Below are 22,562 nucleotides of genomic sequence, written 5' to 3'. Positions count from 1 at the left end.
GACCGGATCAACGAGTCGAACGGGACAGGTCGACCAGAGAGAACTGTGCGCCGAAGGGATCTCGCAAAGTCGCGACACGTCCCGCCGGGATGTCTGCGGGGCCGAACAGGACCTGCGCGCCTAGCTCGGAGGCCCGGGCAACGACCTTGTCAGTGCCAACCGAAGAATCGACGCCGAAATATGGTGTCCAAGAGGCGCTTTCTCCGTCAGATGACTTGAGCCGACCGACCGAGGTCTCACCGCCGAGTGTCCAGACTGTGTAGTCGAATGCCTCTTCTCCGATTTGATGGGTCTCGAAGCCGAACAGCGATGAATAGAATTCGTCCACCGAAGCTTCGGGTGTCAGCAATTCCGACCACACCAGCGTGTCGTCACGGCCCTGAACGAAGTCCCATCCAGCACCTGCCTCCCAAAGACCGAAAGCACCGAACGCGGTGTCCAGGCCGATCGCGACCTTGCCTGCATCACCGGCGTCGTTAGGACCGAAAACTACTTGCCCACCCAGATCGGAAACCTTTGCAGCGATGACGTCCACATCATCGACCCCGAAGTAGACATCCCACTTAGCCGATTCCTGATCGTTCAAGGGACGTATTCCGGCGACGACGGAACCGTCAACGCGCGCGTACCGGTATCCGTTAGGCCACAGCTCAGGGTCGAAGTCCCACCCGAACAGTTCACCGTAGAACTTACTTGCACCATTGGGATCAGAAACTGCCACATCCACCAAGGCCACTCCAGGCCGACCAGCTTTCGCGTTCACCGAATGCACTCCCTTACTAATAGTCAGATTCGAGTCCGCGCGTCAGGCAAACGTGCCACAAGCCCTCTCGGATGTGGCACTGGCGTGCCCTCTGAGCGATTTCCGCTCGAACTTCTCCCCACCAGTTCAGTACGATGGTACCGTATGGCTGTACCGACAAACAGTACCGTACAAGTTTCTGAAAAACTAGCCGCCGCATCGATTCAGGATCGAGACGCCATGAACTCCGCCTCCCCCCTTGCCGGCCCGCCAGAATCTCCCTCTGTATCCGATCCCGCACACCACATTCGCGAACTGGTAACCGGCTACCGACGTGCCAAGGTAACGGCCCTAGCAGTTGACCTCGGTATCGCTGATGCACTCAAGGATGGCCCTCTCCATGTCGACGAACTTGCTGTCCGGTGCCAGACCCATCCATCGGCAACCGGCCGACTACTCGAGTCGTTGCTCGAGGTTGGTTTGGTCACCCGAACTGGTGACAATTACTCGCTGACCCCCGCAGGTGAGCTGTTGCGCTGCGACGTGCCTGGGTCACTCTCTCGATGGACAACAATGTCCGCTGGAATGCAATATGCGGCGTGGGAAGGTTCCGCTCACGCCATTCGGACCGGGCTACCCGCCTTCGACGCAGTGTTCGAAACCTCGTTCTGGCAGCATCTGGCCAGCCGGCCTGATGCAGCTGCGGATTTCGACGCAGCGATGGCGGACTCGGTCACCGAATCGTGCGAGCTCATCACCCAAGACCCGGCACTACGTGGGGCGACTGTCGTCGCCGATATCGGCGGAGGTAACGGCAAACTCGCGTCGACCATGCTCGACACCCATCCTCATCTGAGTGTTCTTGTGGTCGACCTACCCGGGGTCGTCGAGCGCGCAGCACGTGCGCTGACTCGCTTCGGGGAACGTGCGCGCGTTGAAGGTGCCGACTTCTTGACCCGAGTTCCCACTGGTGGCGATACCTATGTCCTGTGCCGAGTGCTGTCGGACTGGGATGACACTCATGCCGCGATCCTCCTGGACAATTGCAGGGCAGCGATGCGCGAAGGAGACGCATTGCTCGTTGTCGGTGGCCTACGCAGACCTGGACAACCCGCGGCGCGTGGTCTCCTGGACTTACATCTGCTGATGATCATCGGGGGCCGCGAGCGCACCGAGGCGGAAACCGCCGACCTGCTGGCTTCGGCCGGATTCCGCCTCGATCGTGTAGAGCATTCGCTCAGCGAGCGCACGAGCCTCGTTGCGGCAACTGCGGTTTAATCAATCCTGACTTTGTTACCATCCACGCAGTCGTGTCGGCTCGATGAACGTCAGGGCTCGATGCGACTGCAGGAATGACTCCACTCCTCCGAACATCTCGTCGATCGGGCGGCGGTACTTCTCCAGATATCCGGCATCCGGTCCGATGTCGGGCGTTGTGGCCAGTTCGGCCTTACCCTCCATCACGACGATGTCGCGCCCATGAGAACCGCAGTCGAAGTGCAGCACAATGCCACTGTTGCGGCGCAGGTGTGCCAGCCGGTGCGCCCTGTTATCGTGGGCGACCACGATTCTCGCTCCATCCCAGTAGAACCACACCGGATTCGGTGCTGCTACTCCGCGCGAGTTCACGGTCGTGAACCACACCACCTGCTCGGTAACTAAACGGTGGTGAACACGTTCACAGTATTCCTTTGGACGGTCTACCAACAACGTATCCAAACCTGTTCCAGTGATCGTCATATCTACTCCTTCTCGACGGGGGTGATCGAACAACCGATTCGCACTTCAGCGCATTGGGGGTCTTGGGGTGGCCACCACAGGTCATCGGATACCGGCAGCATTTCGGTCACACTGACCTCGGCACCTGCGTACCGCGCCGCTTCACGAAGGCTCAGCGGGTCTGCGAAATCCAGGTACAGCGGCTTGGGTTCGGATGGGTACCTTACGAACACTCGTCGTGGCAGACCGAGGCGGCGGCGGAGCCTGTGCAGATCGAGCGCGTTCCCGGATACGGGGATGTTGCAGCGCCATCGTTCACGTTGGTACACGGTGCCGTCGATGGTCAGTCGCGGGGTATGCGCACCAGAGCCGACAGGAACCGGTACGACGGCCGGAAGTGCCAGGGCGCAGTACAGGGGGGCATCCAGATCTCCCGGATACAGCCTGCGCCTGCGCCCATGGATCAACACGGCGTCGCCTTCGGGTGCTACAACGACATCAGCGATCGGGACGATCTCGTGCTGGTTTTTGCCTGAGCGCCCTGCCAGTTCGATTGATATGCCTGGGAGCTCCGGGGTGACGTGAGCGCTCCGCCGACGCCCCACGATCGTTGCCGCATGATCGCCGACCATCGCTGCGACGTCAGTAGCGAATTCGTGCCATAGCCGATCAGGTTCGCTGAATAACGGGGATTCCAGCCCACCGTAGATCGAGCTGCAGTCGTCGTGCAGTTCTGCCAGAAGCCAAGATGTCGTGGACAGTTCCGGGCCGAGTGCCATGAGATCCGGACTCGGAAAACAGCTATCCGCAGTCGCGTCGGGCGGCACCGATGACCACAGATCAGCCAACGCATTATGTATGTCTCCCGACCGAACATTGGGGCTAGCCTCGAATACCGACTCGAGCCGGTCTCGAAGCTCACGCATGGCGGGCCCCTCAGCCGGCAGCGTGAGGCTGGTAAGCGCTGCCAACGGTGTGGCCTTGCCCCCGAGCACCTCTCGTAGCGCGGACTGCGCGTCGGCGCGGCGCAGCAAGGCTCCCAGGTAGCAGATCGGCAGTACCGATCCCAGAGCGTCGCCAATCCCTTCTAAGGCTTGACCGCCGATTCGGATTCTCTCGCTGTACGGGCCGGTTCGGTCCTCATGAAAGATCTCCCGATCAGCGTAATGACTGCCTTCTTGTCGACGGATCGTCCCGTTCGACAACTCACCGGCGATACGCCTTGCATCGAGGAGCATCGCACGCCGCTGCGGCCAGACTGTGCTCGCGTAGCGATCACGCACCACCGCGAGTTCTGCCACCACAGGGTCATCGGTGGCCTCAGATAGTCGCGTCAGCGCATGCAGCTCTACCGATGTGGTCGGGTGAGCGAGAACCGACAACGCTCCACCGAGTGAGCGTGCTGCGGCCAACACCTCGTCGACTTTCCAGCCCAATTCATGAGCCATTTCCTCGGCCGTACGCCCATCTGCGACCCTCCACACTATGAGCTTCTGCGCGTTGACGCGGAATTTACGGCCGCTAGCGGTGTGTATCAGCCCGATGCCATCGGGAAGCTCTGCGAACAGCGGATTACGTCGTACCGATCGGTCCGCGGGAACAGCAGCGGCAGTGAGGTGCCTGGTCATCGCTTCAACCAGCCAGCTGCTCGCCTCAACGATGACCCGCTCTGAGCCAGGCCCGTCTATGGTGAGCGGCTCCATTGCAGCCCCGTCGAGTGCAACGAACTGGACCGGGCCGAAGAATGACACTGTTTCGCATCTGGTGCTGAATCGCCGCAGATAGCGGTGCAACGTAACGAGCGTGCGACGAGACGATGCGTTCGGCGACTCGGCGCGGTCGCGGTCCCAAACCGCGACGGCATGATCATGAAAGTCGGGATTGGAAACGAAGATTGCGTGGCGAATTCGCTCATCGGCAAAGGCTTCGCGCACTCTCGATCGGGCTTCGTCCAACGCTTTGGATTCCGTGAACTCGTATGGGGCCAGAAGTGATCGATAGTCCTGCACAGCCTCGGTCCATCGTCTCGTCCAATCATCGATGCCTGCACTGAGTAACAGGTCCGTGGCACGCGCGTCGAGCTCAGCACGTTCGGTCAGCAGTCGACGGACATGACGTACCGCCCGCTGCGTCCGCTGTCGATTCTCCTGTCTCGTCGCGAACTCGCCGAGCCTCGGCGCGACCGCTTCGCCGAATTCAGTTGCGATCTCATCCAGGGCGGCCTCGCTGTCCAGAATGCGTGTGACAGCAGCAAAACGTCGGATGTCCACCGCGGCGTCGGCCAACTGCGCCGAAAAACCCGGGGTGCGTAGCAATGCCCACTGGCGCAACTGGATTCGCAGGACTCGATCGGGTAATACGACCTCTCGTGTCAGAGGGCTTCTACTCTGATTCTCGACCTGTTCGGAGTGGCCAGTTGCCGATTGCATCGTCATCACCCCTTGTCCGTCGATCGCCTGTGTTCCCGCAACCTGTCGGTCCGCGCCTGATCCAAGCGTGCTCGCTGATCCACGTCGGCGGCAGCGGCCGCAGCGGTCCAACAGAGGCCCAATGCCCCGTCCAGTACTGCGCGGTCGGCCGAGTCGGAGACGCATGCCGCAGCAAATTCGGGTTGATGGTTGACCGCAGCGCCAGAGTCGATGCTCAGCGTGGGATGGATACTGGGCACCACCCGACTGACGTTGCCCATATCAGTGCTACCAGTGGGCATTTCAGCCTCGGCTTGCTCGGAGAGTAAAGGACGCCCCAGTGCGCGCGCGGCACAGCGGTAGGCATAGACCAGCCAGGAATCATGGGTGAGTTCGGCATAGGCCGGCGTTGGCTCGGCGACGGTGAACGTGCATCCGGTTGCGGACGCCCCAGCCTGTATGCATCCCATGATTCGGTTCTGCAAATCCCGCAGATCCTCCAGATCCGACGCTCGCAGCAGAAATAGCGCACGGGTCCGCTCCGGCACAATGTTGGGCAATTTCCCACCCTCGGTCACGATGCCATGCACCATCTGCCGGGGCTTTAGATGTTGTCGAGCCAGCCCGATCGCCACTTGGGCGACAGTGACCGCATCCGCGGCATTGATTCCAGCGTGTGGTGCATAGGCCGCATGGCTGGCACGACCGTGGTATGTGACTTCGATGTCCATCACCGCGAGCGACCTCGGTGCACAGTTCTCTTCCGGCGCCGGGTGTGCCATCAAGCATATCGAGGCATCGTCGAAGACACCCGCTGCGAGCATAACGAGCTTTCCCCCACCGGACTCTTCGGCTGGGGTCCCCAAAACTCGTACGGTGATGCCGAGTTCGTCAGCAACATCACGCAGCGCTAGCCCTGCACCAACACCGACAGCGGCAATCACATTGTGTCCGCACGCATGACCCATTTCGGGCAGCGCGTCGTACTCGGCGCAGAACACGACAACGAACGGCCCGGAACCGTACTCGGCGCTGAACGCGGTTGCCAATCCACCTACTCCGCGCTGCACCCTGAAACCGCTCGCCTGCAGGAGATCCGCACAGCGTGCAGCCGCACGATGCTCGTCGAACGCAGTCTCCGGGTCGGCATGTATGGCGTGCGACAGTTCGCGCAGGTCCTCGGCCCAGTTCTCGATCGCACTACGGCATCGCTCGCCTATCTCAGCGCCGAGCAGATCGAAAACCGCGGTAGTCGGCGTCTGCCTCACGCCGGCTCGGCTCGTGTACCTGCGGCGACAGGTTCGGCCCCGACAAGGCGCTCGGTGCCACGCGGGCCGGCCCAACTGTCTCGGGAGCGGAGGACAGCTGCATTGAGCCGAGGATCCTGATCGAAAGCCTTCAATGCGATCCCGGCGGGCAACGCGCGAGCCACGAGCGCATCGGCGGCTGCCTTGCGTGCTGCCCACGCGTCGCTGGATTCGCTCTGCGGCAACAGTTTCGTCAACACTTCTTGCCCGAGCAGCAGGCAGTCGACCCCATCGAGGCCGTAGAAGGTCGGCGCGGTGGACTCCAGAAACCCACGCACTACCGGGTCACGGAATCGCAGCGGGGCACCGCCTGCATACACCTCGAGCAACGGCAGCAGACCTGAAATATCTGTGTTCGCCCGTGCGTCCACCCAGAACTCGGTGTCTTTGCGGGTATTGAAGCGGTAGTGCAGGGACAAGAACCATCGGATCTCATCCCACTTCTTAGCAAGTGCGGCGTTGACAACGGCGCGTGGGCTGGGTTCATCCCACGACGCAGGTAGCGAACCAACCAGCGACATGATCCCTAACGTGATCATCATCAACCCGCTGGACTCGAGCGGTTCGACGAACGCATAGGAGTTGCCGATCGCGATGACGTTGCCGCGCCACGCTTCGTCGTGTCGGCCGGAGCGGAATCGGACAGTCCTGAAAGAATGCGCGTCAGGGTAGAGCCGCTGCAACTCCGCTGTAGCAGCATCTTCGTCCAAGAACTGCGACGAATGGACGTAGCCGACGTGATCATCGGTGCGCGTCGGGATGGTCCAGCACCAGCCGGCGTCCATCGTGGTCGCGCGCGTATACGGCTTGATCGTGCCCTGGTGTGGCACAACCGCTGTGATTGCGCGGTCGGTTTTGAGGCTGTCCGTGAAGGGCACATAGGGAGTATTGAGCGCTTTGCCCAACAACAGCGACCGGAAACCGGAGCAGTCGACGTAGGCATCGAATTCGATCTGTTGGTTGTCGGTCGTGACCAGGTGCTCGACCCAACCGTCTGCGTCGAGCACGACTTGATCGACGGTGGCGTCGAGGTGATGTACGCCGCGACGACGAGCGAGCTTGGTGAGATACCGGACGAATCGCGCGTTGTCGAGGTGATAGGCGTAGGGCAAGTGGTTCATCAGCGACATGTGTTCGCCATCGCCGAGGTCGAAGACCGGCGCTCGGTCGTGGGCCATCAGCAGCGACTGGAGCGTGAATGCGTTGATGTCGCCTTGGCTGGCGATCGAGCCCAACAGACCGATCGAGTTGGAACCCCAGTCGAATGGTGCCATGAAGCCAGCGGGTTTGGGGCCCCAGTCGAAACGGATGCCCAGCTTCCACGTGGGTGCAACTTCGCGGTACAGCTCCTCGACGTCGATATCGAGGTAGTGGTGCAGGAACGGCACCATCGACGGCGTCGTCGCCTCGCCGACGCCGATGATCGGGATCCCGCTCGATTCGACAAGAGTCACTTCTAACCATGGTCTCTTGGCACGCAAAGCCAGCGCAGTGAGGTAACCCGCGGTGCCGCCGCCGACTATCCCGATACGACGAATTGCGCGGGGATCGTCATCGCGTGGGCGACTAGCCGAAATGTCGCGGAAGTCGTCAGCCTCGCTCTCGGCGACGCCGGCGCTGAAGCCGTTCGTGGTGGCGAACCACTCCCGCACTGCGGTTGAGTCGTCGTCAGGCAGGCTAGCGAGCAAACGATCGAGGTCGTTCAAGGGGTGTACGGACATGCGAAAACCTTTCAACGTGGACTTGCAACCGGGTCGCTGAGGCTGAATCGATCTACCGCCGCGAGCGCAGGCCATGTCATTGCGGTGCACACGAACGCCGTGAGCACCAGAATTGTGAACAATTCGGGCGCGAGCAGACCGAGATCCCGCCCGATACCCAGTACGACCAACTCCGTCATGCCGCGGCAGTTCAGGAGCGCGCCGAGCCGCGCCGAGTTCGGCCACGACGCGCCTGCCGCACGTGAGGCGAACGCGACTCCTCCGTACTTGCCGACGAGCGCCAGAGCCAAAGCGACTGCGAACCATCCCCACAATGCGCCTGCCGCTCCGAGTTTCGTTAGGTCTGTAGCCATGCCACTGCCGGCGAAGAACAACGGCATCAACAGGACTGCGGCGGCTGGACCCAACAACCTGATCGACCCTTCCGCCACTCCACCGACACGGGGTACGAGCAACCCGAAAACGAACGCGCCTATCGCTGCGTGCATTCCAGCCAGAGCAGCGAGTTCGGCGAATGCGACTGCGCAGCCAGTCAGAATGACGACACGGATCAGGAGTGGAATTGCCTGGCTGGTCAGCAATGCGCGCAGCCAGGGGCGTACCAGCATCAATCCCGCCATGAGCGCGACAGTAAGTCCGACGACGGGAAGTACCCCCCCGGCGAAGCCGCCGACCAGGCCTGCAACCAGTGCAAGAAGAATCCATGCTTGCACATCGGCGATGGTGGCCGCGGTGACTGCGATAGCTGCCAGTGCGGTACCTCGCAGCGGGCTACCCCGCAGGATCACAACGAGAACCGGCAATGCAGTGACACTCATCGCGGCCCCCACGAGCAGCGCGAACGGAAGCAACTGCACACCAGGAGGTGCAAGGTACGGGTATGCGAGCACCGCGAACAGCATTCCCAGCAACAACGGGAACAGAAAGCCGACTTGACTGACAGATGTGGTGAAGCGGCCGCTGCGCCGCAACAGTTTTGGATCGATCTCCATCCCGGCCAGAAACAAGAACAGGACCATACCGAGGTGGGCAACCCAATTCATCGGTGATCGAACCTGATCGGGGAACAGCGCATCCACAGCACCGGGCCACAGCTGACCGAGCAGCGAGGGTCCGATAGCAATTCCTGCGGCGATCTCTCCGATGACCCGAGGTTGGCCCAGCCAGACTGCCGCACGCCCAGCGAGCCGACACGCCACAATGACCACTGTCACGCCCAACAGCAACTGCGCGAACAGTACCGGCCCGACGCCGGCGGGCCGGGTCCACACCAGTGAGACGATCAATAGAATGCCGAATGCGGCTGTTGCGATGAACATTTCAGGGGCGAATGCGCGAAACGCGCGTGCGCGTGGCACCGCGGTATCGATGTCCATCATTCCGACCCGGCTGGGAGCGATTGCTTCGTGTGGTTCAGAGCGCGCGACATTTCTATCACCTGGTCGAGCATGCTCGGCAACTGTTGGGAGACAGTAAGGTCGGCGGGCAGCCCTTCCGAGGTGAACGGTGGGCGGGCGATTCCGACGCCGAGAGGGGTTGGCCAGGCACGTAGCGCGTGGCCGATCGCACGCAGAGCAGCGAGTGTACTGGCCGCGCCCTGCTCCCCACCGGCGACAGCCACGCAACCAAACACCCGTCCGTGCAGGTAAGGGCGTGTATCGGTGGACAGCTCGTTGATGTAGTCCAAAGCGTTCTTCAGCAGTCCCGAAATGCTGCCGTGGTACGCAGGTGAAATCAAGACGACACCGTCGGCAGCGCGGAGTGCATCTAGGTATCGGTCCACTGGCGAAGTGGCAACCCGGCCTGGTGTGTAGAAGGGGAATTCGAGCTGATGGCCATGAAATACCGTGGCATCGATGTGCGGTGCGCATTGTTGCGCGCACCAGTCTGCGAGTCGATTGCTCGCTGAACCGCGACTCAGCGAGCCGCTGAGTACTACTAAGGATGTGTTCACGGTGTCGTCTTCCGCTGATGGTTGTCCGGTCGCTCGCACTGTGCCCTCGTGTACTCCGTACGAGCGTGGTCCCAGGCAAGCCGCCACGGGAAGGCCCCCGCCACAGGGCTTGTCGGTCCGCCTGCGGGCAAAGAGCACACTTGTTCTCCGTACAGAACTGTGACGTCCCAGGCGCGCAACGACGACATGGCTGTGACGATCGCAGGATGGGCTAAGTGGTCCCGGGTACTGAACGGGACAACAACGAGCGGAATGCCTGCACCGATCGCTTGAGCGCATCGTCCGGTGGCGAGCGTGTCCGATATTCCGGTCGCAAGCTTGGCTATCGTGTTGGCTGTCGCTGGGGCAACGACCACAGCATCCGGAGGCGGCAACGGTTCCGGTTCGGTCGGTGATCTGAAAGAGTGCACCACGGGATACCCGGTCATCGCTATGAGAGCGTCGACGTCGAGGAACGGCAAGGCGGAAGGGGTGGAGATTATCCCGACCTGCCACCCGTCTGCCTGGGCAGCAGCCACCAGCGCGCCGACTCCACCGGCCGGCGGGGCACCGGTAACAATGGCGTGCAGTACCGGCGACGCCTTCACCATTGGAGAGTCACCGGGCCTTCTGCTGTTGCCATCTGCACTTCGTCGATGCCTCCGATGGGGTCCTCGACGATCTCGATACCGGGGCGCTCGCCGCCCATCCATGCCCTGTAGTCGGTCGCATCGGCGGTTCGTACACGAAGACCAGTGATGCCGGTCGGCACGCGATCGTGGGCCGCAGTGTCGAGGTCGACAGGCACCCTCTCTTGCCGTGTCGCCATGTCTCCGTAAGCCAGGAAGAACGGTCGCTCGGGCGTGGCCCATGATGCGGCAAAGCCTGCTTCTGCCCAAGGGACCACTCCCCCGTCTGCGCGTACCGATTCGCCGGTGAGCAGATCCGCCGACGCTCCGGTGGCGGCGATGCGTGCAGCTACTTGTTCGATGTCGTCGACAAGCGCAGCCCAGTTCAGAAGTGTGGGCCCATCAGCTGTGCGGTCGAGGAACAGCCGCCCGAATTCCGAACCAGCGAGCAGGTTCTCGTCGTGGGTTACGAGAATTTCCAGGTACTGCACCTGGTCGGTGGACATAGGTACGATCCAGCTGGCGGTACCGTCCGGGTTGGGACTGCCGTCGCAGATGCCGAACCCGAATTCGTCGCGTAACCGATCGCGCAACGCCTCGATGCTACGAGATCCGAGCAAAACATGGTCGATGCGCATCACTGCGGTCACCGAGCCGATTCGGCAGTGATTTTGCTGGGGCACATGCTGTATGGCAGTGAGTCCCAGTCGTCTTCAGTGAGGCCGGAGACCAGACCCATAGCGGTTGCTCGAGCGCTCAGCAGTCCGTGACCGGCATGCCCAGCGCAAACGAAGAGTCGGGAGCGATTCGGTATCGCGCCTACGATCGGTCGACCTGATGCGGTCGTGGGGCGAAGCCCGGCGCGCAGTTCGACCGGTTCGGCGCTCGCCAGCGCTGGCATTGCCGCAGTCGCGAACGACAACAAACCGGAAATTCCACCGGCAGTGACTTTGGCATCGAAGCCTACGGTTTCTTCGGTGGCACCGACTAGAACACCACCACCGATCGCCGGCGCGAGGTATAGCGCCGAGGAGAAGATCACCGGTAGCTCGACCTCGGTGCGCAACAGAATCATCTGGCCGCGCTGCGGAGTCACGGCCGGTGCTCCGAGAAAACTGCTCCATGCACCGGCTGCGACGACCGCACGCTCGGATCGGAACACACCGCGGCCCGTCGTCACACTGACTCCGGATAAGTCTTCGTTGAGTTCGTGTACTTCGGTTCCCTGCAACCAGGTGACGCCTTGGGCGACTGCGTGATCACGTACTGCACCTAGATATCCGGCCCCATCCACCATCAGCCCGTCGCTGAGGATGTATTGCCGGCTTTTCGGAAGGTTCAGTCCGGGCGCAATCTCACCGAGATCAGCGTGCTCGACCCACCTGCCGTCGACGTCTGCGAGGCTGGCGGCGTGCTGTTCGGCGTCGGTTTGTCGCAGTGCCCGAAGGATCGGACGAGCCATCGCGAACTGGTCCGTCTCCTGCTCGAGCCTCGCGATATCGGATGCCAGATACTCACTGGCAGCGCAGAGCCACTGATAGAACTCTTGATCGCCGAGATAGCGCAACGACGGTACTGCGACGCCTGCGGCGCGCTGGGTCGCACTTCCTGCGGTAGCGCCCGCGTCGAAGACGACAACCGAGGCACCAGTAGTGGCGAGTTCGTCGGCGAGGCAGGCGGCGACGATGCCACCTCCTACGATGGCGAAATCATGGCTGACTGACGGTGATGACATCGCGGTCCTTCTTGTTGAGCGTTTCTGCTGAAGGCAGCAACACGGTTGATGTGGTCACTTCGGCGTCGGTATAGACAGTGGAGACCGGGCCGCTGACCCCCATCGCATAGCGCAGCAGATGAATCGGGCGGCCGGTCAAAGTCAACGAGAACCATGTGCCGCAGTCGCTCTCGCGGGCAAGGCAGGTGAGCCGGACGATGCCGCGGGAGTGATAGCGCTGCAGACCCTCTACACAGTGGAGGAGTTCGATGAACCGCGGCGGCTCTGTCGCTCCTGGGCCGGTGAGCCGCCACCCGGTTATGGCCGGAGCAACCGTGGTGCCAAGGTCGTGATTCCACACCAGCCGTGGTTCGAGATCTGGGGCGAGCACTCGCCCGTTCTCTATCAGTTCGGTGACCATCGATATGCCGCCGAGATCGTTGGGTGTTCCTTGGGTCGGCCACACGGGTACTTCGGTAAGAGTGAGTCCCGGTAACAGTTTGCGGCCCGTCAACGTCTTGCGAGTCGCGGTTCCCTTGGCGGACAACAGTGAGAAGCCCGCCCCGGCGATGAGAACAGCGGCCACTTCCGGTCGTAAGCACAGCGGTAGCTGCGCCCAGTCCGTGGGAGGCTCGTCTAACCTGTTCGGCATCTTTGGCGGAGTGAGGGCGAGCGCGTCACTGAGTTCTGTTGGGTCCGCGGTGGTCGCCGTCCCGATCAGTACCGGGCCTACTGCGGTTTCGAGCCGCGCGAGCACGCTTGTGTGTCTGGAGTCTTGGCGTTGCAGCACGGTGACGATCGCGCTTTGCAGAGGCACGCCACGATCGATGCTCCACCGATCGAGTGTGCTGATCACTGCTGCATCCGGCTCTACGGAGTCGAAACCTTGCTCGGTTCTGCCGAGCCGGATCGAGGAGATGACCGCGCCCGACCGGTCGCGCTGTAGCGCGAGGGTATCGATCGCACGGTTCCGCCGCGGGCCGGCCAGGAGCGTGTGGGTGGTCCGATCAAATTCAGCCATGGAGGACCTTTCGCACGCTGACCACGTTGGCGGGCAGGCTCATTCCAGCGTTGGCGAACGAAGCCGGAAGCGGAAATTGGCCGAGTTTGCCGCACCCACGATTGGCTCTCCCGTACGCCAAGATCGCCGGGTCGACCGGCATCAGGGCACCGAGGGCAGTACCTGCGTTGCCGCAAATCTCGATTGCCCCGAACCGGCGTGTCACTGCACCCGGTTCGCACCACAGTGACTCGTTGGCACGGAAGACGAAATTGCCGGTGGCGAGATTCATCGACTCCAACCGCACACCCAGTGGTGCGAGGTACGGTCGCACAGGGGGCGCTGTGACAATGCCCGGCTCGATTGTTGCGACGGTGTGCGTCATCCGTGGGATTGCGGGGTGCCGATAGTTCAGGCGACGACCGTGGCCGGTTCGGCGAAAACCGAGACGCGTAGCCGACATAGCGTCGGTCATCGGCTCACAGACCCTACCGTTGTCGAGTAGAACTGCAGGTGTCGATTCGGTCCCCTCGTCGTCGATAGCGCTACGAAAGCCGCCCTCTGCCCCACTCGGTCCGTCGACAACGGTCAGCCAGCGTGGACCGATCACCTCACCTCGACGGCCCGAGAGCCAGCTGGTCCCGGTCGCCAGGACGTCAGCTTCGAGCGGGTGACCGACGAGCTCGTGGAAGAATGCTCCGGCTCGTCCCGGAAGTAGAACCAGATCCGCTTGCTGCCAATCGATCTCGCTCGGATCAGCGGAAGGCAGATACGCCCGCGAGCGTAGTTCGTCGACCAGCGCGGCAATATCATCTACTTCTATTGCGGTGCTGGTCGACAAACGCGCCTCGGACACCGGTCCACTCGGTGTGTCGATTTCGACTTCCACGGAGGCGTATCTGCGTTGATCTTCGACCTGGGTTTCCCGGTTGCCGGCGACTACTCGCTGATGTAGTCCGGCGAATCGCACGACCGCACCGGTCTCGCGAGCGAGCTCACGCAGAATAGGTTCGCTGGGCGCAGCGAACGCGTGGACAGACTGTGTCAAGACATGCGCCAATGCTGCAGCGGCCTCGGGTGGAAGTTGTGCCGGATCGTCCGCCGCACGGTGCTCACCCATCCCGGCGGCATCCACTGTTTCTACGCAGCCACCCGCGGTTCGGTAGTTCTCACGCTCGATGGTGCCGGTCGGATCGATCTGCATGACACCGCGAATAGTGTTCTCGGCGAACAGGACAACGGTCACCGTGCCTCCTCGGTGTCGTGGCCGATGAGTTGGATTCGGGCCTCGCTGGTATAGCGACGCCCCTGTTGGTCACGTAGCCACAGCATCTCCGGTTCCGGTGACATCGGCTCGATGTCGAGCACACCCGGCGTTTTGGCAATATGGGCCAGCAGGTCAGCAGCCAAGGGTGCAGCCAGATCCAGCATGTAGGGCTTTCGCTCAGTTGCGCTGCGGCAGAAGACGAACCGGCAGCCGGTCAGCTGGGCCAGGCGTCGTAGGTTCAGGAAACGGCTAGAAGGAGTCGTACCGGTGAGCTCGTCCGTCGAGACCTCCCACCGGGCGCGTTGCACAACCACGCCCTCTATTTCGATCTCGGGTTGATGTTGTTGTTCGCTGGAGAACACGGGATGGACTACCTGCGGATGTGACAACGAGGCGGTGGGCGGATACTTCACGAAATCGCTCAGAGGCACATAGCAACGCAAGTGTCGGCCTCGGCGATCCTGGAGTTCAACCCGATCGCCGACCGGAGTGACTGTCACATCGTCTGCGGTCAGTAGGTCCCTTCGCCGAGTGTCGGCCCACGACAGCGGCCGGAAGGCGATCTCCGGTCCAGGAAATCTGTAGTAGCCCTTGTTTCGGCGCCCGAAATCGAGGCCGACGAGACTGTCCGCACTGCGGGTGATCCAATCGTTTGCGTCGCCGGCGAACTTGTCTGGATTGTCGAACATGGTCGCGAGCCAGCTATGCACCAGGAGGTGGTGGTGTGTACGCGCGACGATAAGTGGTGCTCCGGGAAGTGCGTGTTCATCGACGGCGCGGGGGCAGAGGTCGACCACTGCGTAGCGGTCCCCCCGCTGGTCTTTGGCCTTCTCTAGGAGAGTGGCGATCTCCGCGTCGGCGGCTGCGCCGCAGTAGGTCGGGGCGTGTCCTGTGCGGAATCGCGAAGTGCTCACTTCTCGTCTTTCAAGGGCTGCAGCTGCGCGCATCGACCAGTCCGCGAGCGTCATAGCGTCGTCAGGGTCGTGTCCGGCGTCCGCGAGCGCGTCACGAACCATCGCCACTGCCGCTCGTTGGGTTGCAGCGCCGTGCGCGACTGCCACCTCGAGCAGAGGTGAAAGGCGGCGTTCCCATTCGGCCAGTTGATGTTCGGAGATCTCGAGGTCGAACTCGGAAGAGCATTCTTCGAAGAAGATCGCGCGGTCGGCATATGTAGCACCTTGTCCTCGCCGGGCCGGTTTACCGGTGATCTCAGTGAATCGGTGTTCCAAAGTTGCTACGGTAGAAATGCGCTCGTCCAGCGGCTGGTTTTCCATCGACGCGCGCAGACCTTCGAGTTCGTCGATACGGTCGATCCATTCGTCTTTTGCGGGCATCGGTGGGATCGCGGCGAGCTGGTCCCGCAGTGCTCTGAGGGGAGCAGTGTCGTATTCGCCTTCTCCGAGTTCGACATCCGCGGCACCGTCGGCCAGCAGTTTGCGAAGGTCGCCGGCAATCTCTTTGGGTGGACGACCGGTCGAACGGACCAGGTCGATGAACCGGGTTCCGCCGACCTGAAGGGCCGAGAAGGTCGCGGGTGCTGCGACACCGCTCACTGCCACGGGGTGGAATCGGAGATGAGGTAGTAGTCGCGTGTCACGGGCTATCGCGCGAATCAGGGTACGGACCGCTCATTCGGATAGGAAGACGCGTCTTATTCGTGGGCGTTGTCTGTGAAGCCGTGTCGTCTCACCCGCTGTTCCATACGCCATGGGTCCGAAAAAGCTCACGGTTTCGTTCTTGGCGCAGAATCGTTGAACGTAGGTGTACATCTGCCGTCGGACGCGACGCCACCGCGAGTTCAGCGCACCTTCGTGGGATAAAAAGGGCACCAGCATATTTCGGTACGCGTCGGGGTTTGACAGGAATACTGCCTCGCCGACTTCAGGTCGACACAGCACCTCGCGCAGCTGATCGCCCGCCGCGGCATCTGCGGCCGCGTAGGCCAGCTCGAAGCGACGGGTAGCGGCGGTCCATTCCTCCGCTGCCGCACGAGCGCGCGGGTTGGTCAGGCCAGGCAACCTGTCGCCCGAACCTCGACGCACCGCGGAACGCACTGAGTTGGCGGCCTGTCCGCCAATTGCGTCCAGTAGCGCTGCTTCGCAGTTCAGCACGTCCTGCGCCACGGCAAGGAGGTCGGCGTCCGCGGTGAAAGTTTCGAGCCAGTCGAACGGCATTCCGGCGTGGCGTAGGACGAACACGCGTCCTACACGCCATTGTCTGGTCACAGAGATCCCCTCCATACGCCGGCTCCGACCAATTGGCCGGAAAGCCGGTTACGAACCCGGTCGGATAGTTGCTGCGCAACCGATCTGTCGCCGCGCGCGAGCCGGTCTACGACCGAAGAGAGGCGAGGGTGCAGGCGAAAAGCGCTTCCTGAGCGCAAATTCACAACGAAGTACCCCGGTCCCCGGCTGTCTGGGCCTAGTCCGTCGTTGCGCACAACCTGAGCGTTGGCAGACCAGCCGTCCTGTCCTGTCGTGGACATCGGTGCGGTAGCAGCGAAGCGGCCCGGTAAGAGCTCCACCGCTGGCGAGAGCTCCGCCAGAAGCTCAGCTATGGTTCCCGAGATCATTTGGTGCTCGATAGTTTTCGCGGCGTCGAAGTCTCGACTTCTGGGCAGATCCCGGCTTGTCGGTTGCGGACGGTGGGTCAGTTGACGACCTCCCCAGCTGCCGTGTGCGTTCACGCTAAGACGGAACGGACGGAGGCCGGCGAGACGAAGTTCGTCGTCGTTGGCCAAGGCATGTGCTGTTTCCTTGACCGCTTCGGACTCCACCCCTGGTGCACCGACGAGGAGTTCGACACGTATCGGGACATCGGACGGCATCCGTCTGACGACATCGGCGATGTCGACGGTCGTGCCGTTGACGCCACTGGTGAATTGAGTTCGGCCGGACCGAGCAGCAGCAGTGAGGATCACGCCCCGGCACAGTGCTAGAGCAGACTCCGGCGTGTGGAGTAGCGACGCGACATCGAGCCATCCGACCCAGGGTTCACCCTGGGTCGGATGGGCCGGGTCTGTGACCGCAGTGACCCGTTTCCCGTCGGACCACTGCGGTGCCAACTGCCAGCGTGGGACCCACGCTGAGATTGTTGTGCCGCGTAGTTCGGGTAGGCGGGACAAGGTCGCCCGGTGGGCGAGCGCGAACTTTCCGCACAGCGCGATATTGTTCGATGCCGAACCGAGGACGATGGCGATCGCAGCTGGCAATTGCTGGTCTGTGTCGACGAGGACGCGCATCGGACCTCGGCCGGCGGCCTCCGCAGCCAGTGCGACCTCCGGCCCGAACAGCGTCGTACGCCGTCCCGCGTTTGCTACATCCTTGCTCGATTCGGTGCTGCCGTCGACGATCTCGACATCGTCGGCGGTCATCCGCAAGGTCTCGTCGTGTGCAGTCATCGACCGCAGCGCCACTCCCATCGCTCGCAAGGTTGCTTCGTCCTGGCGTTTACGAGCGAATATTGCTGTGGCAGCGTGTAGGAACAGTGCATCGAGCGGCTCGGCTGTCTCGGCGGACGCACTCAATCGGGCTGGGTCGGCGGCGCGGTTTCTGAAATTCGTGTTGAGGTCGAGGACCCGGGGCCCAGGGTCTGTGACTGTCCTCGTCGGATCGGATAGCGGTGGAATCACCAGCAGCGGTGCTTGTGGCGTCATGTCTGGTTCGCTCCCTTCCGGAGGTAAACACACCGCAGTTCTGCTGCGAAGCGCAGCTCACCGTCACGTAACCAGGCCTCTTCTGGAGTCGGCAGAACTTCGCTGACAGTTAAGGTCTCGCAGGTCGCCGCCAGTCGGGTCAATGCATCCAGCAACGACGGGGTTGCGGTATCGACGAAAATCGGCTTTCGCTCGGTTGGCGATTTCGCGAAGAAACGGGTGGGCAGCGCGCGTGCGGCACACATTCGCGCGGTCGCCACCAGTCGGCCGGTCTCCCCGATCTTTATGTTCGGCTGTGGAATTTCGGCTGAGGGCAGCTTCCAAGTGCGTCGACTCAGTACCGCGTTGTGCCACGTCAGGCGCGGTACATGCGGCAGGTCAGGAAGAACGGCGCGTCTTATGCGGGGCAACGCCAGTGCTGTGTGGAGTCCACTGTCGAGCTCCCCGTTGTGAAAGAGCAATGAGCGTTCTGGATCAGCGCGATCGACGAGGATTGCCTGCTTCCCATCGCTGCGGACCTGCAGTGCGTCGAGTCCGATCCGCGCTCGGGTCGTGTCGGCAGCGGTGCCGCCGAGTTCTAATACCAACCCAGGGAATTCCAGGGGAGGCAATCCCGTGCTGCGCCGCGGTATGACATTGACTGCGGTTTGCGTTCCGAGTGCAGCTTCGATGGCTGCGTCACGGTCAAGCAGTACGTGCTGGGAATCGGGATGGAACCGCAGTGCCCACGGGGTAAGTAGAGGCGCGTCGTGGATATCGCCGAGGACCAGTGGTGTCGATCCGGGTAGATAGCACGCTAGGTCGCCGGTCGCGGGGAGCATGTCGATCGAGCAAAGAACCGGATCACGCGGCGCAGGCGGATCGTCGAGATGCTCGGCGAGATCGACAACGGCTGTGTCTGGGTCGATCCTCTGTAGTGCGGCAGTGATGATATCGGTCAGCCAGTCTGCGGTCTGGACGGTCAAGTCGCCTACTTCTCGCAGCGCGGTGGCCAACGGGACCACTCGATTCCCAAGCCGCGCAGCGAGCTCGCGATTCGTGGATTCGCGTGTGAGGTCCGCCTGATATGCAAGTAAGTCCAGTGCGGGTGCGACGACTTTCAAAAGATCGCCCGCCAAGTCGCCGCGCAGAGTCGCTTCGGTGGTGCCCACCGCGGCTTCATGCACCACGACCCGGTCATTGTAAAAACGATCATCGCTGGCCTGGCCGGACTTGATCATCGAGTCTAGGTCTTCTTGTAGCGCAAGCTTCGCCGGCGCGGAGGCAGACGGGTACGCGGTGAGCAACTTCCGCACCTTTATGACTGTGTCGTGCGCTTCGCTCGGGTGACCCGCAGCCGTGCGCTGCGACAATCGATCATCGAGCCACCCCCACGGGTCGAGAAGTGTCGAAGGTGGAGTCAGGTCATGAGTTAGCCGACCCGAACGTAGCCCTGCACGCACGTGGTCAAGCGCCACCGACAGTGGCACTGCCTCATCACGAGCGATCTCACCTACGGTTCGGCAGCCGTCGACAAGGGCTGGGAATCCGGACGCTGTGCTCAACAGTGTCTTTCGACGTGGGATCGCATCGGAGAGGATGTTGTCGTCGGCATCGACAATCTGGTTGATCGCGTGAAGAACCCGGGCTGCAGTATGGGCTTCTCGGTCTCGAATGACTCGATGTCCCCGCCAGGTCACTGTCGACTGGTTCGAATCGAGCGGTGCGAGGTCCGCGTAATTGATCGGGCCGAAGAAGCTCATCGTTTCGCTTTTCGCACCGAAACGTTGCGCGTACGACGCGAGCTGGCGGCGAATGCGTGCGCCCTTCACCCCGCGGGACAGGTCTCGGTATGCCGGTGGCGAAGAACAGGCAATAGCTTCCCCAACGCGTTCATCGGACCGCAGCGCTGCGAAGGCTTGGGTTACCGCAGCTGCGTCAACTGTGACGGCTTCAGCGAGTTGTTCGTGCTTGTCTGCTAATCCTGACGTCAGTTTGTTCCACTCGGTCAGCCATTGCTCAGGAAAGTTATTCCCGCGAATGGCAAGTGGACGTAGTGTCCGAAGTTTGCTTTGGTCACCACGGCTGAGCCGGACACCGGGCAGTTGCTGTGCGAGAGTCCGCGCGTGATCTTCCATGTTGACGATTTCGGCGACGATTTCGGCGCTGTGTGTGTATCGAAGCGACTCGACCAGCTGCCAGGGGAAGCCCGCGCTACGCAGCACCAGCGTCGACAACATGGTCCAGCTGTGCGTCATGCATCGCTCCGGGTGAACGTGATTCGAAATTCCGAGGTCGTCGGCTTTTCATGGTGGCGCAGCCACAGCTGGTCCGGCTGGGGACGCATCTCGGTCAACGTGAATTGCTGTGCATCTGCCGACCGCAACATCGCGGCGAGGGCGTCGACTGCGAGAGGGTTGTCTAGGTCAATCCCAATCGGTTTGGGTTCTTGAGGAACTCCTGCGAAGCAGAATCGAGGCACACTGCTCAGGGCTCGCATCGACTGGATACGCCTCACGATTTCGGGTAACCGCGTACCTCGGTCTGGAATCAGATCCGCTGTCTGGCACCACCATCGAGCCCGCTGCACGAGAACGTCACCGACGATAATTCTCGGTGCTGCTTCACCGAAGCGCACTGTAGGTAAGGATGCTGCTGGCGCGGCGAACGCACGCAAGTGCAGGTGGTCATCCTCACCGGCATAGAGCACGAGTTCCCCGGTCGAGCAGTGAAGCTTCGGTCCATCCGGTGTCAGCAACACTCGCACCTGCGACAAGGGGATCGATCGCGCCGGGTTGTCGGTCGCTACCGCGGTTACTTCGATGAAATGGCCAGGAAAGATGTCGGAGACTAGCCCCTTGTGCTGGCGTCTACGAATGACAGTGGCCAGTCGGCTGGCGCCACCCCAGGGTGCCAGATCTACGTCCGGTAGGTCCTGTCCTTCATCCGAGAAATGGCTTTGCGAACCCCAGCTGAACACGTAGGGATGTAGTTCGCCGAGCACTAGCCGCTGCTCTCCCGACGAGTCGAGTTCAATCATGATGTCGGGGCTGACGAAGCGTGCCCCGGATACGTTTTGCGGCAGCAACGTTCGGAATGTTTCGGGATCCAGTACAGCATTTCCTGGGCTGCTGCCGGCGACGGAACCCGCTATCAATGTGGTGAATTTGTCGCGGAAGGCTTCCGTTGGCGCGTCCAACGCAATGATCTGGTCTTGGTTGAGGTCTTGGGTCCAACGAATCAGCTCGTCGTAGGCGATTTCGGTGACTCCTCGGGACCGCATCAGCTCCGCAACGAGCCCGGCCGCAGCTGACGCCCGCAGTTCACCGTAGTGAATGGCAACGTCGAGTACCGGGCCTAGCTGCGCTTCCCAGTCGCATGCAACATCGTGTCCGACTAGCACCGGGCTCTGATCTCCGCATGCATCGATCGATACGATTCCGCGGTCGGCATACATGCGGCCGGCCGCGCGCCGAGCTTGCACACCGGACACGGCAGCGAATTGTGCTTCCAACGTCTCCAGCGCGTCACGCCGAGTGATGTCGTCGGTTGCCTCGGCGTATCTGTCAGCGCCCGAGTTCAACTCGGTAAGGATGCCGGGCCATCGCGTATCCGCGGCGTAGGTGTTCGTCCACTCGATGAGCCAGGCCAACGGTCGTGATGATGTCGATGGTGGTTCCGGCACCGTTCGGACCGCGCCGATTCGGCTCAATCGTCCGACGATGTCTTCGACGGTTGCAACATCGAGCTCAGTCTCTTCCGCTATCGATGCACGTCCGCGTTCGTTGTCGATTGCATCGGCAACTTTCGCGCGATCACCGGTCAAGTGAACCCGGCGACCATCAGACAGATGTAATACGTCGGCTTCGAGTCTGCATGCAGGCACCCATGTCAGAGGCACCCGCTCTATAACTAGCGGCTCAGACGCGATGGATTCGGCGAGAGCACACACCGCCCAGAAGGAGAAGAATGCCTCAACCGCGCGTACCCCGGACGCGGTCTCTGTGCCCAATGCGATACCTGAGGTGTCGACATCGATTCGGCCGTGGATCAGTGGTCCGAAGAAGCTGGTGGTTTCATTTTTACCTGCGAGCCGTTGCGCATAGAGGTACATGCGTCGGTGAAATGCGCGGTCTTTGGCCTTTAGAACCCGTTCGGGCGGTCGTGCTGTCGACCGCATGACCTCGGCGTGTACCGAGGGTGCGAGCTGGAGTACCGCGTCACGGAAGCGCGGGTCGAGCAGCATGTTTCGTATTCGATGGGGACGATCCTGTAGTTCCTGGGTGCCGGCTTCGAGTAGTCGTTCCGCGGCGGCTGTCGCGGCACTCAGCGCGGTGCGGTATGCCTCGATCTGCCCGCTGAGCGACTCCAGGTCCGCGTTCGCCTCGATGTCGAGGTGTCTGTTGATTCGACTTCGCACCCGTGAGTATGCGCGGAGCCGAGCCTTGTCATTCTCCGCCGCAGCCTGGGTTACGGCCGAGACAACTG

General features: G+C 62.0%; 18 protein-coding genes and 1 pseudogene. 2 read left to right on the top strand and 17 right to left on the bottom strand.

Translation table 11 applies throughout. The annotated features are described in order from the left end of the window. Positions 1 to 7 precede the first annotated feature (7 nt). Positions 8 to 763, bottom strand: a complete 756-nt coding sequence (locus CH275_RS09625; protein WP_143546733.1) for a VOC family protein — start codon at positions 761 to 763, stop codon at positions 8 to 10. Positions 764 to 766: 3 nt separating this feature from the next. On the opposite strand from CH275_RS09625, the pseudogene CH275_RS30350 reads away from it, so the two are divergent. Together CH275_RS30350 and CH275_RS09620 are read left to right on the top strand one after the other, a co-directional pair. After that, positions 767 to 1,264 (top strand): annotated as a pseudogene (locus tag CH275_RS30350) (methyltransferase family protein); the annotation flags it as partial. Between the two features lie 51 nt (positions 1,265 to 1,315). After that, positions 1,316 to 2,020 carry a methyltransferase gene (locus CH275_RS09620; RefSeq protein ID WP_256990943.1) on the top strand — a complete coding sequence of 235 codons (705 nt, stop codon included), beginning with the start codon at positions 1,316 to 1,318 and terminating at the stop codon, positions 2,018 to 2,020. Between the two features lie 15 nt (positions 2,021 to 2,035). Here CH275_RS09620 and CH275_RS09615 read toward each other — a convergent pair whose 3' ends face one another. The 16 genes from CH275_RS09615 to CH275_RS09545 all read right to left on the bottom strand — a co-directional run bounded on the left by CH275_RS09615 (position 2,036) and on the right by CH275_RS09545 (position 22,494). Beyond that, positions 2,036 to 2,482, bottom strand: a complete 447-nt coding sequence (locus tag CH275_RS09615) for a pyridoxamine 5'-phosphate oxidase family protein (protein ID WP_094677518.1) — start codon at positions 2,480 to 2,482, stop codon at positions 2,036 to 2,038. A gap of 2 nt (positions 2,483 to 2,484) precedes the next feature. Beyond that, positions 2,485 to 4,089, bottom strand: coding sequence for a hypothetical protein (locus CH275_RS09610; protein WP_143546732.1), 1,605 nt, complete (start codon positions 4,087 to 4,089; stop codon positions 2,485 to 2,487). 806 nt (positions 4,090 to 4,895) lie between these two features. Continuing rightward, positions 4,896 to 6,089: a M20 family metallopeptidase gene (locus CH275_RS09605; protein ID WP_218828775.1), complete on the bottom strand. Its 1,194-nt coding sequence runs from the start codon at positions 6,087 to 6,089 to the stop codon at positions 4,896 to 4,898. Between the two features lie 44 nt (positions 6,090 to 6,133). Continuing rightward, the gene (locus CH275_RS09600) at positions 6,134 to 7,897 is read right to left on the bottom strand and encodes a tryptophan halogenase family protein (protein ID WP_179276072.1); all 1,764 of its coding nucleotides are present in this window, start codon (positions 7,895 to 7,897) and stop codon (positions 6,134 to 6,136) included. An 11-nt stretch (positions 7,898 to 7,908) separates the two neighbouring features. After that, positions 7,909 to 9,276 (bottom strand): cation:proton antiporter domain-containing protein, encoded by a 1,368-nt coding sequence (locus CH275_RS09595; protein WP_094677512.1) that lies wholly within the window; start codon positions 9,274 to 9,276, stop codon positions 7,909 to 7,911. Beyond that, the gene (locus CH275_RS09590) at positions 9,273 to 9,851 is read right to left on the bottom strand and encodes an NADPH-dependent FMN reductase (RefSeq protein WP_094677510.1); all 579 of its coding nucleotides are present in this window, start codon (positions 9,849 to 9,851) and stop codon (positions 9,273 to 9,275) included. Before CH275_RS09590 ends, CH275_RS09595 begins: the two co-directional genes overlap by 4 nt. Then, positions 9,848 to 10,441 carry a flavoprotein gene (locus CH275_RS30345; RefSeq protein ID WP_094677508.1) on the bottom strand — a complete coding sequence of 198 codons (594 nt, stop codon included), beginning with the start codon at positions 10,439 to 10,441 and terminating at the stop codon, positions 9,848 to 9,850. Before CH275_RS30345 ends, CH275_RS09590 begins: the two co-directional genes overlap by 4 nt. Then, positions 10,435 to 11,109, bottom strand: coding sequence for a VOC family protein (locus tag CH275_RS09580; RefSeq protein ID WP_218828769.1), 675 nt, complete (start codon positions 11,107 to 11,109; stop codon positions 10,435 to 10,437). The genes CH275_RS30345 and CH275_RS09580 overlap by 7 nt, the downstream gene beginning before the upstream one ends. After that, complete coding sequence (locus CH275_RS09575; protein WP_094677506.1) at positions 11,106 to 12,194, bottom strand: NAD(P)/FAD-dependent oxidoreductase; 1,089 nt, start codon at positions 12,192 to 12,194, stop codon at positions 11,106 to 11,108. Before CH275_RS09575 ends, CH275_RS09580 begins: the two co-directional genes overlap by 4 nt. Further along, entirely contained in the window at positions 12,169 to 13,194 is a 1,026-nt protein-coding gene (locus CH275_RS09570) for a hypothetical protein (RefSeq protein WP_094677504.1), read from the bottom strand. Before CH275_RS09570 ends, CH275_RS09575 begins: the two co-directional genes overlap by 26 nt. After that, positions 13,187 to 14,419: a metallopeptidase TldD-related protein gene (locus tag CH275_RS09565; RefSeq protein WP_094677502.1), complete on the bottom strand. Its 1,233-nt coding sequence runs from the start codon at positions 14,417 to 14,419 to the stop codon at positions 13,187 to 13,189. The genes CH275_RS09570 and CH275_RS09565 overlap by 8 nt, the downstream gene beginning before the upstream one ends. Further along, the gene (locus CH275_RS09560) at positions 14,416 to 15,999 is read right to left on the bottom strand and encodes a hypothetical protein (protein ID WP_218828768.1); all 1,584 of its coding nucleotides are present in this window, start codon (positions 15,997 to 15,999) and stop codon (positions 14,416 to 14,418) included. The genes CH275_RS09565 and CH275_RS09560 overlap by 4 nt, the downstream gene beginning before the upstream one ends. 69 nt (positions 16,000 to 16,068) lie before the next feature. Next, positions 16,069 to 16,665 carry a hypothetical protein gene (locus CH275_RS29775; RefSeq protein ID WP_218828767.1) on the bottom strand — a complete coding sequence of 199 codons (597 nt, stop codon included), beginning with the start codon at positions 16,663 to 16,665 and terminating at the stop codon, positions 16,069 to 16,071. Further along, the gene (locus CH275_RS09555) at positions 16,662 to 18,095 is read right to left on the bottom strand and encodes a hypothetical protein (RefSeq protein WP_094677500.1); all 1,434 of its coding nucleotides are present in this window, start codon (positions 18,093 to 18,095) and stop codon (positions 16,662 to 16,664) included. Before CH275_RS09555 ends, CH275_RS29775 begins: the two co-directional genes overlap by 4 nt. Continuing rightward, positions 18,092 to 19,264, bottom strand: a complete 1,173-nt coding sequence (locus CH275_RS29770; RefSeq protein ID WP_218828766.1) for a lantibiotic dehydratase family protein — start codon at positions 19,262 to 19,264, stop codon at positions 18,092 to 18,094. The genes CH275_RS09555 and CH275_RS29770 overlap by 4 nt, the downstream gene beginning before the upstream one ends. A gap of 1,064 nt (positions 19,265 to 20,328) precedes the next feature. Next, positions 20,329 to 22,494 carry a lantibiotic dehydratase gene (locus CH275_RS09545; protein ID WP_218828765.1) on the bottom strand — a complete coding sequence of 722 codons (2,166 nt, stop codon included), beginning with the start codon at positions 22,492 to 22,494 and terminating at the stop codon, positions 20,329 to 20,331. Between the last annotated feature and the right edge of the window lie 68 nt (positions 22,495 to 22,562).

This window comes from Rhodococcus sp. 06-235-1A, from assembly GCF_002258785.1.
GTDB lineage: Bacteria > Actinomycetota > Actinomycetes > Mycobacteriales > Mycobacteriaceae > Rhodococcoides.
The sequence above is the reverse complement of the archived record's forward strand: the minus strand, read 5'-3'. Positions and strand labels throughout refer to the sequence as shown.

What these genes read in the sequence shown, in the direction of transcription:
- CH275_RS09620 (WP_256990943.1), top strand. Translation starts at nt 1,316, where the DNA reads ATGTCCGCTGGAATGCAATATGCGGCGTGGGAAGGTTCCGCTCACGCC.
- CH275_RS09615 (WP_094677518.1), bottom strand. Translation starts at nt 2,482, where the DNA reads ATGACGATCACTGGAACAGGTTTGGATACGTTGTTGGTAGACCGTCCA.
- CH275_RS09610 (WP_143546732.1), bottom strand. Translation starts at nt 4,089, where the DNA reads ATGACCAGGCACCTCACTGCCGCTGCTGTTCCCGCGGACCGATCGGTA.
- CH275_RS09600 (WP_179276072.1), bottom strand. Translation starts at nt 7,897, where the DNA reads ATGTCCGTACACCCCTTGAACGACCTCGATCGTTTGCTCGCTAGCCTG.
- CH275_RS09595 (WP_094677512.1), bottom strand. Translation starts at nt 9,276, where the DNA reads ATGATGGACATCGATACCGCGGTGCCACGCGCACGCGCGTTTCGCGCA.
- CH275_RS30345 (WP_094677508.1), bottom strand. Translation starts at nt 10,441, where the DNA reads ATGGTGAAGGCGTCGCCGGTACTGCACGCCATTGTTACCGGTGCCCCG.
- CH275_RS09575 (WP_094677506.1), bottom strand. Translation starts at nt 12,194, where the DNA reads ATGTCATCACCGTCAGTCAGCCATGATTTCGCCATCGTAGGAGGTGGC.
- CH275_RS09570 (WP_094677504.1), bottom strand. Translation starts at nt 13,194, where the DNA reads ATGGCTGAATTTGATCGGACCACCCACACGCTCCTGGCCGGCCCGCGG.
- CH275_RS09555 (WP_094677500.1), bottom strand. Translation starts at nt 18,095, where the DNA reads ATGACGCCACAAGCACCGCTGCTGGTGATTCCACCGCTATCCGATCCG.